Below are 13,516 nucleotides of genomic sequence, written 5' to 3'. Positions count from 1 at the left end.
AGAGCCACATGCAAGCAAGATCGGGCGTAATAGACAACTTTTTTCCCACAACCAGCCTTTGCAATAAATTGACAGCGCTGCCAGCGCTTGATGCTTGCCCATTGTCGTATTTTGCGCCAAAAAGGGCAGGACCTTCGGGGGGAAGAAGAGGGAGACCAGACACATGCCAGACAAGCGTTGGCAAAGCCTCACCGCCATGTTCTTTGATCAGGCCGCCAAAATGGGCGACACGCCCCTGCTGTGCGCCAAAAAAGATGGCCGCTGGCAGTCGAAAAGCTGGCGCGAGGTGGCAGAGACCGTCACCAAACTGGCACGGGTGCTTGAGCGTCTGGGTGTTGAACCCGGCGACAGGGTGGTCATCGTGTCCGAGAACCGCCCCGAATGGATGATTGCCGATTTCGCCATTATGGCCGCAGGCGCCATCACGGTGCCGGCATATATCACCAACACGGCTCGGGACCATTTGCATATTCTGGAGAACAGCGGTGCCAAGGCAGCGATTGTTTCCACAAAACAACTGGCGCGTACTTTCCTCAAGGCCGCGCACCAGTCCGACGAGCTGGAGCACACCATCACCATTGACCCTGTGAAGCTGGAGCAGCAGGTGAACGTGGGTGTGCACCACTGGGACCAGGCACTGGCCGCCGAAGAGGCAGATATTGCGCATTACACCAGACGCGCGCGGGATGTCTCCCGTCACGATATCGCCTGCCTGATCTATACCAGCGGTACGGGCGGGGCGCCCAAGGGCGTGAAAACCCATCATGGCTCAATTTTGCATAATGCCGAGGGCGCGATTGAGATTTTCCGCGAGCTGGGGCTCGAGAATAACACCTTCCTGTCTTTCCTGCCGCTGAGTCACGCCTATGAACACACGGCGGGACAGTGCTGGCCGCTGACCATCGGTGCTCAGATCTGGTACGCGGAAAGCCTTGAGAAACTTGCGACCAACATGGCAGAGGCCAAGCCGACCGTCATGGTGGTGGTGCCGCGGTTGTTTGAAATGCTGCGCACCCGTATCAGCCGCGCCATTGAAAAAGAAGGCGGCGCAAAAGCCAAAATGTTTAACCGGGCGATTGAGCTAGGCACCAAGAAGGCCAAGGCTGAACCGCTGACGTTCATGGAAAAGTTGGAAAACATCTTCCTGTCGCTGACAGTCCGGCGCAAGGTCAACAAGCAATTTGGTGGCCGTATCAAAGCGCTTGTCTCGGGAGGCGCTCCGCTTTCCCCCGATGTTGGTTATTTCTTTGAGGCGCTTGGCCTGCCTCTGCTGCAAGGGTACGGCCAGACAGAATCCGGCCCGATTATTTCGGTCAACCCGCCGACATCGCCCAAAGCCCATAGTGTCGGGCTGGTCTTCCCCAACACCGAGGTCCGTATCGCAGAGGATGGTGAAATCCTTGTACGCGGCGATCTGGTGATGAAAGGCTATTGGCGCGACGACAAGTCAACGGCAAAAACAATCATCGATGGCTGGTTGCATACAGGTGACATCGGCACATTTGATGAGGACCGCCACCTGATGATCACCGACCGCAAGAAGGACATCATCGTCAACGACAAGGGCGATAATGTTTCCCCGCAACGGATTGAGGGCATGCTCGCGCTTGAGGATGAAATCGCACAGGCTATGGTATATGGCGACCGCAAGCCCCACCTTGTTGGCCTTATAGTGCCAGACACCGAATGGCTGCGCGACTGGGCCAGAGAAAACGGCAAGGACGCGGACACCATGGACTTCAATGCGGATGCAGACCTTCACCGCGCGATCGACAAGGCCGTAACCCGCATCAACGGGCGACTGTCGAACCTTGAAAAAGTACGGAAATTCATCATCGCACAGGAAGCCTTCGCGATCGAGAATGAACAACTCACGCCCACCTTGAAGCTGCGTCGTCACGTGGTGGGGGCAGTATATGGTGACCGGCTTGAAAAACTGTATCACCGGGCGAAAGCAAAAAGCACATGAGCAACGATACCGATAGCCGCATGGCAGACCTTGAGATGAAGTTCGCCTTCCAGCAGGAGACGATCGACAGCCTCAATGATATCGTGACAAAACAGTGGGCGCTGATTGACCGGCTGACCAGACGGCTGGACAAATTGCAGGGTGAAATGGCCGAGCTTGAAGCCGGTCGCTCGGATAACAAGGCGGACCCGCCGCCGCCACATTATTGAGGCGCGCATGACCGCAAAAGCGAAAAAACCGGACAGCAAGCCCGATATCGTTGAAAGCCCCTGCACCGGCGTATGCAAACTGGATGACGACGGTAAGTATTGCACCGGTTGCCTGCGCACCCGTTTTGAGATCGGCGTATGGTCACGCGCCATCGAAGCTGAAAAACGCGCGATCCTTGAGCGAATTGCGCGGCTTTAAGCGCAAAACAAAAGAGCCTCCCGACTGTTTCCAGTGAGGAGGCTTTTTACAAATCCCTGATAAATCAGGGAGATAATGGAGCGGGCGATGAGATTCGAACTCACGACCCTAACCTTGGCAAGGTTATGCTCTACCCCTGAGCTACGCCCGCTCAACACGTAAGGGGTCACAAGCATTGCTGCTTGCGAGGCGGGATAATAGCTATCCACCTTCCCTTTGCAACACCTTTTTTTATTTTTTTATGAACCTTGCCTAACTCTATGTAAAATATAAAAAATTACTGCATGATACATCGCCTTCCGGCTGAAAAACGGATCATTCACATGGAATCGCCAAAACCCGAGCAAGCCCTGCACGCTTTCCTGAAAACGCTGGATATAGAGGTCAAAACCTACCGCCACACGCCGGTGTTCACCGTCGAAGACGCACAGACTGCCCGCATCAGTATCGTGGGCGGCATGCCCGGCGCGCATACCAAAAACCTGTTTGTACGGGACAAGAAAAAACGCCGCGCGCTGGTCACCCTTGATGAAAACCGCAAAGTGGACCTGCACACACTGGCCAACCAGATCGGACTGGGTCGCTTGTCCTTCGGCAGCGCCGACAGCCTGATGCACTATCTTGGTGTCGCGCCCGGCTCGGTCACGCCGCTGGCGCTTTATAATGCCCGCACCACAGACGGTATGGACCCACCACTTACCTTCGTTCTGGATCAAAGCCTGCTCGCCAGCGACCTGATCAACGTTCACCCGCTGCATAATACCGCGACGATCGCGATCACGCCGGACGACCTGATGCGGTTCATCCACGCCTGCGGCTTCCACCCGCTTGTGATCGACTTTGATAGCGAAACCTAGGTGGACGCACAGAAAATTTCATCAATCCGCACTGGTCATGGCGCACCTGAACGCCTATGGTCGCGGAAAGACATGTCGCCACTTCTGGCGCGAAAATAGACAAGAGTATCGTTATGGAAACCATCCTGGGTGGCGGTGAAACCGCTGCAAATGAAGATATGATCAAGGACAGCGATGTCCGTAGTTTCGGCGAAGATGTCATCGTCGCATCGCGCACGCGGCCCGTGATCGTTGATTTCTGGGCCGACTGGTGTGGCCCCTGTAAACAGCTGATGCCCGCGCTTGAGGCGGCGGTCAACGCGGCAGGCGGCGCTGTGGCGCTGGTGAAGGTCAACGCCGATCAGAACCAGACCCTATGTTCCCAGCTTCAGGTACAGAGCCTGCCGACCGTGCTGGCTTTCTGGCAAGGCCAGCCGGTTGATGGCTTTCAGGGCGCCGTGCCGCCCTCGCAGCTTAAGACATTCATTGACCGGCTGGTCCAGCTTGCAGGCGGTGAAGGCGGCGCTGATGATGGGGACCCTCTTGCCGAAGCACTTGCGCATGCCGATGAGCTGTTCGAGGCAGGCGAGGTGATGCAGGCCGCGCAGGTCTATCAGCAAATTCTGATGCATGACGAGGGCAACACCCACGCGCTGATTGGGATGGCCGATGCCTCTGTCAAGCTGGGACAAGGCGACAAAACCGGGCAAATTCTCGAGGCTATCGATGAAACCAAGCTGGAGGACGCCAAACTCAAGGAGCGTCTCGCGCGCATCCACACTGCGCTTGAACTGGCGGCAGAAGCCAAGGACGCTGGCGACGCTGGCGCGCTTGAGGCCGAAGTAGCCGCTGACCCGATGAACCATGAGGCACGCTACAAGCTCGCGCTGGCGTATCAAGGGCAAGGCGCGCTTGATAAAGCCGCCGAAGCCCTTCTTGGTATCATCATGCGTGACCGCGAATGGAACGATGATGCCGCGCGCAAGCAGTTGCTGAAGCTTTTTGAAGCACAGGGAGCGACAGACCCCTTCACCCTGAAGTACAGGCGCCGCCTGTCTTCGGTACTGTTCAGCTAGGAGCGTGGTGTGTCGGACAAAGAGCATACGTTAGAGGCGTTGCCGTCCGTCATTCCGGTATTTCCGCTGCCCGGCGTTATCCTGCTGCCGGGCGCGAGCGTGCCGCTGAATATCTTTGAACCGCGCTACCTCAAGATGGTGCGCGATGCGGAAGCCAGCCACAAGCTTATTGGCATGGTCCAGCCCAAGGACAAGGACGAAGGCGGCAAAAAGCCCGCGCTCTATGGCGTAGGTGGCATGGGCATGATCTCGGAACTCAAGGAAACCGGCGACGGTCGATTCCTCATTCGCCTCAAGGGTATATCGAGGTTCAGGATTGAAGAAGAACTGAGCACGGCCACGCCTTACCGGCAGATTCGCGCAGACTGGGCAGCCTTCGCCGCTGACCCATGGGGCGGGGAGACCACCACAACGGTTGAGCGCGACGACCTGTTTGCTTCCCTCAAGGCCTATCTTGACATCAAAGGGCTGGAAGCCGATTTCAGCGCGATTGCCGAAGCGCCCGATGATGTGTTGGTGAACACCTTGTCAATGATTGTGCCGTTTGCGCACGCGGAAAAGCAGGCGCTGCTGGAGGCGGAGACGGTTTATATGCGCTCGGCACTCCTGAGAAACCTGTTGACGATGGCCGTCGCAAGTACGATGAAAAACGAAGGCCCGGCCAAAGCCCACTAAGGGGCGACCAGCACAGCGGAAAACATCATGAGCGATCGCAGCAGCACCAACCCTAAACTATTGGAGATTCTTGTATGCCCTGTCACCAAGCAGCGGCTTGACTATGACCGGGAAAAGCAGGAACTCATAAGCAAATCAGCAGGGCTCGCCTTCCCGATCCGCGACGGCATCCCCATCCTGCTGACCGACGAAGCACGCGAGCTTGAATAAAAGCGCGACTTAAATCTTGCCTTCCCAGCCCATCACAAGCATTGGGCCAAGCGGCTTGCCGCCAAAGATATGAATATGCAGGTGTGGCACTTCCTGATGCGCGTTCTCGCCCGCATTTGCGAGCGTGCGGTAACCATCTTCCGCCAGCCCAAGTTCCTCCGCCGTTTTACCCACCGCCCGCATGAAACCGGCGACCAGGTCATTCGGCGCATGGGCGGTGAAGTCCGCCATGGACACATAAGGCCCCTTGGGGATCACAAGCACATGAACGGGTGCCTGCGGGTTGATATCATGGAAGGCGAGCGCAAAATCATCCTCATAGACCTTCTTGCACGGAATCTCGTCGCGCAGAATGCGCGCGAAAATATTATTCTCGTCATAGGCCATGAAGGTGTCTCCGCTTGTCATTGAAGGTTGCATAAAACTATAGCGCCCCAACCACCGGCGTCCACCGGACAGTTGAGGCGCCATGATAAATTTCCAGAGCGCTAAAGAATGAACTTGGACAGGTCGTTGTCTTTCTCGGCCAATTCGCCCATGTTTTTACGCACAAAGTCAGCGTCCACGGTGATGTTGCCGCCGCTCTGATCACTGGCGGTGAAGCTGACTTCCTCCAGCACTTTTTCCAGCACGGTATGCAGGCGCCGGGCACCGATATTTTCAACCGTTTCGTTAAAGTGTGCAGAAATACGTGCGATTTCGTCGATGCCGTCCTCGGTGAACTCAAGCGTCAGGTCTTCGGTGCCCATCATCGCGACATACTGGCGGATGAGGCTATAGTCGGGTTCCGTCAGGATGCGTTTGAAGTCTTCTTCCGTCAGCGGTCGCAGTTCAACCCTGATCGGCAAGCGGCCCTGAAGCTCAGGCAGCAGGTCGCTTGGCTTGGCAATATGGAACGCACCGGACGCAATAAACAGGATATGGTCGGTCTTGACCGCACCGTATTTGGTCGACACCGTCGTGCCTTCAATGAGCGGCAGCAAATCGCGCTGCACGCCTTCGCGGCTGACATCACCGCCGCGCACATCCTGCCGCGCGCAGATTTTGTCGATCTCATCAAGGAAGACAATGCCGTGGTTCTCCACAAGGCTGGTAGCGTCGCGGGTCACGCTTTCCTCGTCCACCAGCTTGTCGGCTTCCTCAGCCATCAGCACCTCATAAGCTTCCGAAACCTTCAGTCGCTTCTTGACCTTGCGGCCGCCCATGGCCTTGCCGAACATGTCACCAAGGTTGACCATACCCATGCTGGCGCCGGGCATGCCGGGAATATCAAACTGCGGGAAGGGGCTTTGGGTGTCTGCCACTTCAAGCTCTATTTCCTTTTCAGACAGCTCTCCCTCGCGCAGCATCTTGCGGAACTTCTGCCGCGTGGCGTCGCCGGCACCGTCGCCCACAAGCGCGTCCAGCACACGCTCTTCGGCGTGGATCTCGGCCTTGGCGGCCACTTCCTTGCGGCGCTTTTCCTTCAGCATCAGGATGGCGTTTTCAATCAGGTCGCGGATGATCTGCTCCACATCGCGGCCCACATACCCTACTTCGGTAAATTTGGTGGCCTCAACCTTAATAAACGGGGCTTCGGCCAGCTTGGCAAGGCGGCGGGAGATCTCGGTTTTACCGACGCCGGTTGGCCCGATCATCAGGATGTTCTTGGGCAGCACCTCGTCGCGCATCTGGCCTTCAAGCTGCTGACGGCGCCAACGGTTCCTGAGCGCCACGGCAACGGCGCGTTTGGCGTCCTGCTGGCCGATGATGAAGCGGTCAAGCTCGGAGACAATCTCCCGCGGGGAAAAACTGGTCATATTTACTCCTGACGATCGGTCGTGGGGACGGAAGCTTCCATATGCTCAACCACGATATTATTATTGGTGTATACACAGATATCGGCGGCAATTTTCATTGCCTTGCGCGCGATGTCCTCGGCGCTCAGGTCCTGGTCATAAAGCGCGCGGGCAGCAGCAAGCGCATAGTTGCCGCCGGAGCCGATGGCGACCACACCGTGCTCGGGCTCCAGCACGTCACCGTTACCAGTGACCACAAGACTGGTATCTTCATCAACCACAATCATCATGGCCTGAAGCTGGCGCAGGTATTTGTCGGTGCGCCAGTCTTTCGCCAGTTCCACGCACGCCCGGGCCAGTTGGCCGGGGTGGCGTTCAAGCTTGGCCTCAAGGCGCTCAAACAGTGTAAACGCATCGGCGGTCGCACCGGCGAAACCGGCAATAACCTTGCCGCCCGCCAGATGGCGCACCTTGCGCGCGTTGGCTTTCATCACCGTGTCGCCGACCGAAACCTGTCCGTCACCGGCGATCACCACCTTGCCGTCCTTGCGCACGCTGCAGATGGTGGTGGCATGCCATGTGGGAAGCTCTGAATTGAACTGGGTCATAAGGGTTTAGTTTTCCTTTTTTGGTTCTTCGCTTTGGGAAAGCATATATGAACCGAAGCTCCTTCTTACAAGCAATTAGGCCGAAAAGCCGCATAAACCCTTGCACCGGAGCCACTTTAACCCTAAAGCCATATTGATCCTGAACCGGCGCTTGCCCCGGTTCGTACAAACAGGCCAATCCCTTAAGCGGAGCATCCAATGCGCACTGCATCATGTGAAAGAAAGACCAAGGAGACCGAAATCTCCGTGACGGTAAATCTGGACGGTACGGGCACGTACGACGTTCATACCGGCATTGGTTTTCTTGATCATATGATCGAGCAGCTGTCGCGCCATTCACTGATGGATATCACCCTGCGCGCCAAGGGGGACCTGCACATTGACGGCCACCACACCACCGAGGACTGTGGCATCGTAATCGGCACGGCGGTCAAAAAAGCGCTCGGGGACATGAAGGGCATCACGCGTTACGCCAGTGCCTATATCCCGATGGACGAGACGCTTACCCGCGCCGCGATCGACATTTCCGGCAGGCCCTTCATCGTGTGGAAGGTGGATTTCAGCCGCGACAAGATCGGCGAGATGGACACCGAGCTTTTTGAAGAGTTTTTCCGCGCCTTTGCGTTTGCCGCAGGCGTGACGCTTCATGTGGAAAACCTGTACGGTGTCAACAACCACCATATTATCGAGAGCAGCTTCAAGGCAGTTGCCCGGGCGCTGAGGGTGGCCACAGAGGTAGACCCGCGCAAGGCAGATGCTGTTCCGTCCACCAAAGGCACGCTTGGCGGCAGCCTCTAACATTTCGGGGACACCTTATGACCGAAACCGTTGCCATTATTGATTATGGCTCGGGCAACCTGCGTTCCGCTGAAAAAGCGCTGACGCGGGCGGCGCTGGACGCCAAGCTTGACCGCAAGATTATTGTGACCGACCAGCCCAAAGTGGTCGCAAAAGCCGACCGTATCGTGCTGCCGGGCGTTGGTGCCTTTGGCGATTGCCGCCGTGGCCTGATGGCCATTGATGGCCTTGCCGACGCGACGGAAGAAGCTGTGCTGGAAGCAGGTAAACCCTTCCTTGGCATCTGCGTCGGCATGCAGCTGATGGCGGGCGAGGGACATGAACACGGCATCCATGAGGGCTTCGGCTGGCTGGACGCCGTGGTCGAGCCCATGACCCCCGCTGATCCCAGCCTCAAGATCCCGCACATGGGCTGGAATGAGCTGACCCTGTCGGGCGCAGGCCGTGCGCACCCGGTGTGCAAACACATCCGCTCCGGTGATCACGCCTATTTTGTCCACAGCTACCATATGACACTGGCGGACGACCACGCCCTGCTCGCCAGTACAGAGCATGGCGGCAGCATCACCGCCCTTGTCGGCCGTGATAACATGGTCGGTACCCAGTTCCACCCCGAGAAAAGCCAGGCCGTTGGCCTCGCGCTTCTCGCCGCCTTTTTGGAGTGGCAGCCATGATTACGATTTACCCCGCTATCGACCTGAAGGACGGTAACTGCGTGCGCCTTTATAAGGGCGACATGAACGCCGCCACGGTTTTTAACGACAACCCGGCCGCGCAGGCGAAGGAGTTCGTGGACGCAGGTTGCCGCTGGCTGCATCTGGTGGACCTTAACGGCGCCTTTGCTGGCGAACCGGTGAACGCAAGTGCGGTTGAGGCCATCCTGAAGGCAACCAATGTACCCGTGCAACTGGGCGGCGGTATCCGTGACCTCAAAACCATGGAACGCTGGCTGGAGGCCGGTATCTCGCGGCTGATCCTCGGCACGCTCGCGGTCAAGAACCCGGGCCTTGTCAAGGAAGCCTGCAAGCTGTTCCCCGGTAAGGTTGCCGTCGGTATTGACGCCAAGGGCGGCATGGTTGCGGTCGAAGGCTGGGCCGAAGCCAGTGAAGTAGAGGTGACAGAGCTTGCCTGCCAGTTTGAGGACGCCGGTGTCGCCGCGATTATCCACACCGATATCGACCGGGACGGTACACTCGCGGGCGTGAACGCGGGTGCATCGTCGCTGCTTGCGAACGCGGTTTCCATCCCTGTGATAGCCTCAGGCGGTGTGAAGGACATTGATGACATCCACGCGGTCAAGGCTGCCGGCAACCTTGAGGGTGTGGTCACGGGGCGCGCCATCTATGACGGGCGGCTGGACCTGAAGGCCGCGCTGGAGGTAGCAAAATGCTGAAAGCGCGCATTATACCCTGCCTTGATGTGAAGGACGGCCGTGTGGTCAAGGGTGTGAACTTCGTGGACCTCATCGACGCCGGTGACCCGGTGGAGCAGGCGCGTGTCTATGATGCTGCGGGCGCGGACGAGCTGACATTTCTGGACATTACCGCTTCATCCGAGCGACGCGATATCCTGCTGGATGTGGTCAGCCGCACAGCCGAAGCCTGCTTTATGCCGCTGACGGTAGGCGGCGGTGTGCGCACGGCAGAGGACGGGCGCAAGCTGCTGCTTGCGGGCGCGGACAAAGTGTCGGTCATGACCGCCGCCGTTGACCGACCGGCCCTTATTGGCGAACTGTCGGAAAAATTTGGCGCACAGTGTATTGTGGTCGCCGTTGACGCGAAGGCGGTCGCCCCCGGCAAGTGGGAGGTGTTCACGCATGGTGGCCGCACCGCCACCGGCATTGACGCGGTTGAATATGCCAAAGAAGCGGCACGCCTGGGCGCGGGTGAAATCCTGCTCACCAGCATGGACCGCGACGGCACGCGGGAAGGCTTCAACATTGAGCTGACACGCGCGATATCAGACGCGGTAAGTATCCCGGTGATTGCTTCGGGCGGTGTGGGCACGCTGGACCATCTGGTTGAAGGTGTGCGCGACGGGCACGCATCCGCCGTGCTTGCGGCCTCGATTTTCCACTTTGGTGATTATACCATTGCCGAAGCAAAGGCGCATATGGCGCTTGAAGGTATTCCGGTCAGGGAGACAGCAGCATGAGTGACATGTTAGAGACACTAACAAAACTTGAGGCCCTGCTGGAGGAACGAAAAAACGCCGACCCTGAAAAAAGCTATGTTGCGCGGCTTTACCATAAAGGTGCCAAAAAGATAGCGCAGAAGGTAGGGGAAGAAGCCGTTGAAGCCGCCATGGCGGTCGCCGGTGGTGATGACAAGGAACTGGTCGCCGAAAGCGCTGACCTGTTGTTTCACCTGATGGTGCTGCTGCGCGCAAAGGGCCTGTCGCTGGCAGACGTAACGAAAGAACTTGCCCGGCGTGAGGGCTTGTCCGGCCTTATCGAGAAGGCCAACCGAAGCAAATAAAGGAGAGACAAGATGGCGGCATTACCGGGAATTTCAAAAAGCCTTGCCGCCCTTGTCATTATCCCTCTCGCGCTGTCCGCGTGCGAGCAACCCGACCCCGCAGATGCCGGCGCCGCCAACCCAGCCACCAATGCGAACGGTCTTCTCTTCCCCGCGGGTTGCGAGCTTGGCAAAGACTGCTGGATAGCCCGCTATGTCGATCATGGGCAGAATGGTCGCGCACAGGATTACCTGTGCGGTGAACAAAGCCAAACCGGGCACAAGGGAACCGATATTGCGATTGCCGATATGGGACGCATGGAAGCCGGGGTCAGTGTGCTGGCGACAGCTGACGGCAAAGTCCTGCGCATACGCGATGGAATTCGGGACATCTCCGTACGGAGAAACGGCGCAGCTTCCAATGACGGGCAGGAATGCGGCAACGGCATCATGATCGAGCACAGCAATGGCGACCGCAGCCAATATTGCCATGTGAAAAACGGCAGCATCCGGGTCGCGTCCGGAGACAGCGTGAAAGCGGGTGCCAAGATTGCCGAAATTGGCCTTTCCGGCGAGACAGAATTCCCTCATCTGCACTATACACTCTACCGGGATGGCGACGTTATCGACCCGTTCGACGGCAGCAAAATGAACGACCGCTGCGACGCAGGCGGCCCTTTGCTTTGGGCAAACGACCTGCCATACGAAGCGCTGACATTATTTGACCTGCGCGTTGGCACGAAGGCACCGAGCAGAGAGAAAATCTGGCAGGCCGGCACCAAAACCCTTGAAAGCAGTAGCCCGGCCATGGTGATAACCGCGCGCGCCATGTTTACGCGAAACGGTGACAGCTGGCATATGCAGATCCGGAACCCCAAGGGCAAAATCGCTGCGGACCAAAAGGTCATTCTGGATGATGATAAACAGTTTTATTACCACTTTATCGGTATAAAGCGGCCAGCCGGTGGCTTCATGCCCGGTATCTGGACCGGTGAACTGACCGCCCGGCGCGGTGACGACACCGTCAAAAAGATCAAAGTAGAGTTCCGCACCGAATAGAGGCGGGCGGCGGCAAAGGGCGGCGGGCAGGTTATCTCATGCCATACGCCCTGTGCCCTTGGTCAGGCCATAGAAGCTGGCTGTCATCAGCGCGGAAACCAACAACGGGTAGAGCCAGAGAGAGAAAGACACCGCACTGAACTCGGGTGCGAGCGAACAGGTAACCGGCACCAGAACCGCACCGGATAGAGCAGCCCCGAATACCTGCCGGGCGTAAAGCGCCATACAGAGATAACGCCGCCAGGCCATAATCGCAAAGGTAGCGAATACTGCAGCACGACCTACCCACTTGTCCGGTGATGGCGCGAGAAGGGTGAAAGCAACAATCAAAGCCATCAAAATGATGCCACTGAGCATTAAAATCATAGGCCTCATACAAGATACCTATTCTGTGTAGCCTGCACTATGGTACCTCCCGCGTATCCCATTGCCACCTTCACTTTTTGCGGATGCCGTCACAGAGCGTGGCATCCGCATTCTAACTGGGGAGACAGCGTTCAGTTTACCTTCAAGCTCGCGACCGTTGCTTCGATCAGCGATAAGCCGCGCGGGTCCCCGACAAGGTTCGGCCCCATTGCATTCATGACATAAGCAACACCCAGTTTACGGTCCGGGTCCGCGTAGGCCAGTGAGCCGCCCCAGCCAGAGTGCCCAAAAGCCGCGTCGCTGTCACCATACACATTGTGGATATTGCGCAAAAATCCCGCGGCCCATTTCACCTCAAGGCCAAGAACGAGGTCTTCCCCCTCAATGCGAACCGCAGATGCCATGGCAAGCGTTTCCGGAGATATCAGCCGGTCACCGTCCAGGGTCCCGTCTGACATCATGCCGTAGAGACGAGCCAAAGCCTTGGCTGTCGCAAACCCGTTGACGGAAGGGATTTGGGCCTGCCGCCATACAGCCGTGTTGGCATCCAGGGGATCAAGCACAGGGTTGGCCAACGCCGCCTGTTGCTCGGGTGAAGGAGCGGGGTTCGCATCGGGGGAAGACAAGTTCGGCGGCGCGACAAGTTCGCTCGCGCGACCCGCCTCCGCCTCCGGAAGGCCCACAGAGATTTCCAGCCCATAAGGCCGTGCGAGTTCTTCTTCCAGAAATTGCGCCAGTGTCCGCCCTTCAATACGCCTGAAAAGCGCATTGACCAGCGGCCCATAGGTAACAGCGTGATAGCCACTCCGTGTGCCCGGCTGCCAATATGGCGCCTGATCAGCCAACAGCTGTTCCGCTTTCGCCTGATCGGCGATGTCCTGCATGGTCACCGGTTCCCTGAACCCACACAGACCCGCCTGATGCGAGAGAAGCTGCGCAACCGTGATCTCGCCCTTGCCGCGCGCGGCAAACTCGGGCCAGAAAGTGGCGACACGGTCATCATAATTTACCATGCCACGCTCAACCAGCAGCGCAAAACAGATTGCCGCCACGCCTTTGGTGGTGGACCAGACATTGCTAACCGTGTCCGGTCGCCAGAGCCGGGTTCCGGCCGCATCGGCATAACCGCCCCAAAGATCAACCACAAGCTCTCCCTTGTGAACAACGGCAAAAGCGGCACCCACCTCGGCATGCTCTTCAAAATTGGCCATAAAGGCCTCACGCACTGCGGCGAAACGCTCACCACATTGCCCTTCAATGTTAAAAGTCGGGCTCAT

General features: G+C 57.8%; 18 protein-coding genes and 1 tRNA gene. 13 read left to right on the top strand and 6 right to left on the bottom strand.

Annotated features, from left to right (window positions below):
* Window positions 1-163 precede the first annotated feature (163 nt).
* Genes ACN0VM_RS02150 through ACN0VM_RS02140 form a run of 3 tightly spaced genes read left to right on the top strand, consistent with a single transcriptional unit; the run spans window position 164 to window position 2,377 of the window.
* Window positions 164-1,969, top strand: coding sequence for an AMP-dependent synthetase/ligase (locus ACN0VM_RS02150; protein WP_417449182.1), 1,806 nt, complete (start codon window positions 164-166; stop codon window positions 1,967-1,969).
* On the top strand, window positions 1,966-2,178 hold the full coding sequence (locus ACN0VM_RS02145; protein ID WP_417449181.1) for a SlyX family protein: 213 nt from the start codon (window positions 1,966-1,968) through the stop codon (window positions 2,176-2,178). Before ACN0VM_RS02150 ends, ACN0VM_RS02145 begins: the two co-directional genes overlap by 4 nt.
* 7 nt (window positions 2,179-2,185) lie before the next feature.
* The gene (locus tag ACN0VM_RS02140; RefSeq protein WP_417449180.1) at window positions 2,186-2,377 is read left to right on the top strand and encodes a DUF1289 domain-containing protein; all 192 of its coding nucleotides are present in this window, start codon (window positions 2,186-2,188) and stop codon (window positions 2,375-2,377) included.
* Between the two features lie 76 nt (window positions 2,378-2,453).
* Here the strand turns inward: ACN0VM_RS02140 and ACN0VM_RS02135 are convergent.
* Window positions 2,454-2,528, bottom strand: a tRNA-Gly gene (locus tag ACN0VM_RS02135).
* A 172-nt stretch (window positions 2,529-2,700) separates the two neighbouring features.
* Here ACN0VM_RS02135 and ACN0VM_RS02130 point away from each other — a divergent pair.
* From ACN0VM_RS02130 to ACN0VM_RS02115, 4 genes are all read left to right on the top strand, one after another.
* Window positions 2,701-3,234, top strand: coding sequence for a prolyl-tRNA synthetase associated domain-containing protein (locus tag ACN0VM_RS02130; protein WP_417449179.1), 534 nt, complete (start codon window positions 2,701-2,703; stop codon window positions 3,232-3,234).
* Window positions 3,235-3,347: 113 nt separating this feature from the next.
* Window positions 3,348-4,289: a tetratricopeptide repeat protein gene (locus tag ACN0VM_RS02125; protein WP_417449178.1), complete on the top strand. Its 942-nt coding sequence runs from the start codon at window positions 3,348-3,350 to the stop codon at window positions 4,287-4,289.
* A gap of 9 nt (window positions 4,290-4,298) precedes the next feature.
* On the top strand, window positions 4,299-4,964 hold the full coding sequence (locus ACN0VM_RS02120; protein WP_417449177.1) for an LON peptidase substrate-binding domain-containing protein: 666 nt from the start codon (window positions 4,299-4,301) through the stop codon (window positions 4,962-4,964).
* Window positions 4,965-4,991: 27 nt separating this feature from the next.
* Complete coding sequence (locus ACN0VM_RS02115) at window positions 4,992-5,174, top strand: Trm112 family protein (RefSeq protein WP_417449176.1); 183 nt, start codon at window positions 4,992-4,994, stop codon at window positions 5,172-5,174.
* Between the two features lie 9 nt (window positions 5,175-5,183).
* On the opposite strand, the gene ACN0VM_RS02110 is transcribed toward ACN0VM_RS02115, so the two are convergent.
* The 3 genes from ACN0VM_RS02110 to hslV form a co-directional block, all read right to left on the bottom strand.
* Window positions 5,184-5,561, bottom strand: coding sequence for a histidine triad nucleotide-binding protein (locus ACN0VM_RS02110; protein WP_417449253.1), 378 nt, complete (start codon window positions 5,559-5,561; stop codon window positions 5,184-5,186).
* A gap of 101 nt (window positions 5,562-5,662) precedes the next feature.
* Complete coding sequence (hslU, locus tag ACN0VM_RS02105; protein WP_417449175.1) at window positions 5,663-6,973, bottom strand: ATP-dependent protease ATPase subunit HslU; 1,311 nt, start codon at window positions 6,971-6,973, stop codon at window positions 5,663-5,665.
* Between the two features lie 2 nt (window positions 6,974-6,975).
* Window positions 6,976-7,560, bottom strand: coding sequence for an ATP-dependent protease subunit HslV (gene hslV / locus ACN0VM_RS02100; RefSeq protein WP_417449174.1), 585 nt, complete (start codon window positions 7,558-7,560; stop codon window positions 6,976-6,978).
* Window positions 7,561-7,758: 198 nt separating this feature from the next.
* Here hslV and hisB point away from each other — a divergent pair, with 198 nt between their 5' ends.
* The 6 genes from hisB to ACN0VM_RS02070 are packed head-to-tail and all read left to right on the top strand — an operon-like array spanning window position 7,759 to window position 11,873.
* Window positions 7,759-8,358 carry an imidazoleglycerol-phosphate dehydratase HisB gene (gene hisB, locus ACN0VM_RS02095; RefSeq protein WP_417449173.1) on the top strand — a complete coding sequence of 200 codons (600 nt, stop codon included), beginning with the start codon at window positions 7,759-7,761 and terminating at the stop codon, window positions 8,356-8,358.
* A 17-nt stretch (window positions 8,359-8,375) separates the two neighbouring features.
* Window positions 8,376-9,032, top strand: a complete 657-nt coding sequence (gene hisH / locus ACN0VM_RS02090) for an imidazole glycerol phosphate synthase subunit HisH (RefSeq protein WP_417449172.1) — start codon at window positions 8,376-8,378, stop codon at window positions 9,030-9,032.
* Window positions 9,032-9,751 (top strand): 1-(5-phosphoribosyl)-5-[(5-phosphoribosylamino)methylideneamino]imidazole-4-carboxamide isomerase, encoded by a 720-nt coding sequence (hisA, locus tag ACN0VM_RS02085; protein ID WP_417449252.1) that lies wholly within the window; start codon window positions 9,032-9,034, stop codon window positions 9,749-9,751. The genes hisH and hisA overlap by 1 nt, the downstream gene beginning before the upstream one ends.
* Entirely contained in the window at window positions 9,745-10,512 is a 768-nt protein-coding gene (gene hisF / locus ACN0VM_RS02080) for an imidazole glycerol phosphate synthase subunit HisF (RefSeq protein WP_417449171.1), read from the top strand. Before hisA ends, hisF begins: the two co-directional genes overlap by 7 nt.
* The gene (locus ACN0VM_RS02075; RefSeq protein ID WP_417449170.1) at window positions 10,509-10,835 is read left to right on the top strand and encodes a phosphoribosyl-ATP diphosphatase; all 327 of its coding nucleotides are present in this window, start codon (window positions 10,509-10,511) and stop codon (window positions 10,833-10,835) included. Before hisF ends, ACN0VM_RS02075 begins: the two co-directional genes overlap by 4 nt.
* Before the next feature lie 12 nt (window positions 10,836-10,847).
* Window positions 10,848-11,873, top strand: coding sequence for a M23 family metallopeptidase (locus ACN0VM_RS02070; RefSeq protein ID WP_417449169.1), 1,026 nt, complete (start codon window positions 10,848-10,850; stop codon window positions 11,871-11,873).
* Window positions 11,874-11,909: 36 nt separating this feature from the next.
* On the opposite strand, the gene ACN0VM_RS02065 is transcribed toward ACN0VM_RS02070, so the two are convergent.
* A complete protein-coding gene (locus tag ACN0VM_RS02065) occupies window positions 11,910-12,248 on the bottom strand; it encodes a hypothetical protein (protein ID WP_417449168.1) in 339 nt (112 codons plus the stop codon).
* Between the two features lie 122 nt (window positions 12,249-12,370).
* Window positions 12,371-13,516 (bottom strand): serine hydrolase domain-containing protein, encoded by a 1,146-nt coding sequence (locus ACN0VM_RS02060; RefSeq protein ID WP_417449167.1) that lies wholly within the window; start codon window positions 13,514-13,516, stop codon window positions 12,371-12,373.

This window comes from Kordiimonas sp. (assembly GCF_048260245.1).
Lineage (GTDB): Bacteria > Pseudomonadota > Alphaproteobacteria > Sphingomonadales > Kordiimonadaceae > Kordiimonas.
Note: the sequence above shows the minus strand (reverse complement) of the source record. Positions and strands in the feature narration are given on the sequence as shown.

Bases quoted from the DNA above. Each gene is read 5' to 3' on its own strand.
- ACN0VM_RS02150 (WP_417449182.1), top strand. From the start codon at position 164: ATGCCAGACAAGCGTTGGCAAAGCCTCACCGCCATGTTCTTTGATCAG.
- ACN0VM_RS02145 (WP_417449181.1), top strand. From the start codon at position 1,966: ATGAGCAACGATACCGATAGCCGCATGGCAGACCTTGAGATGAAGTTC.
- ACN0VM_RS02140 (WP_417449180.1), top strand. From the start codon at position 2,186: ATGACCGCAAAAGCGAAAAAACCGGACAGCAAGCCCGATATCGTTGAA.
- ACN0VM_RS02130 (WP_417449179.1), top strand. From the start codon at position 2,701: ATGGAATCGCCAAAACCCGAGCAAGCCCTGCACGCTTTCCTGAAAACG.
- ACN0VM_RS02125 (WP_417449178.1), top strand. From the start codon at position 3,348: ATGGAAACCATCCTGGGTGGCGGTGAAACCGCTGCAAATGAAGATATG.
- ACN0VM_RS02115 (WP_417449176.1), top strand. From the start codon at position 4,992: ATGAGCGATCGCAGCAGCACCAACCCTAAACTATTGGAGATTCTTGTA.
- ACN0VM_RS02110 (WP_417449253.1), bottom strand. From the start codon at position 5,561: ATGGCCTATGACGAGAATAATATTTTCGCGCGCATTCTGCGCGACGAG.
- hslU (WP_417449175.1), bottom strand. From the start codon at position 6,973: ATGACCAGTTTTTCCCCGCGGGAGATTGTCTCCGAGCTTGACCGCTTC.
- hslV (WP_417449174.1), bottom strand. From the start codon at position 7,560: ATGACCCAGTTCAATTCAGAGCTTCCCACATGGCATGCCACCACCATC.
- hisB (WP_417449173.1), top strand. From the start codon at position 7,759: ATGCGCACTGCATCATGTGAAAGAAAGACCAAGGAGACCGAAATCTCC.
- hisH (WP_417449172.1), top strand. From the start codon at position 8,376: ATGACCGAAACCGTTGCCATTATTGATTATGGCTCGGGCAACCTGCGT.
- hisF (WP_417449171.1), top strand. From the start codon at position 9,745: ATGCTGAAAGCGCGCATTATACCCTGCCTTGATGTGAAGGACGGCCGT.
- ACN0VM_RS02075 (WP_417449170.1), top strand. From the start codon at position 10,509: ATGAGTGACATGTTAGAGACACTAACAAAACTTGAGGCCCTGCTGGAG.
- ACN0VM_RS02070 (WP_417449169.1), top strand. From the start codon at position 10,848: ATGGCGGCATTACCGGGAATTTCAAAAAGCCTTGCCGCCCTTGTCATT.
- ACN0VM_RS02065 (WP_417449168.1), bottom strand. From the start codon at position 12,248: ATGAGGCCTATGATTTTAATGCTCAGTGGCATCATTTTGATGGCTTTG.
- ACN0VM_RS02060 (WP_417449167.1), bottom strand. From the start codon at position 13,516: ATGAGCCCGACTTTTAACATTGAAGGGCAATGTGGTGAGCGTTTCGCC.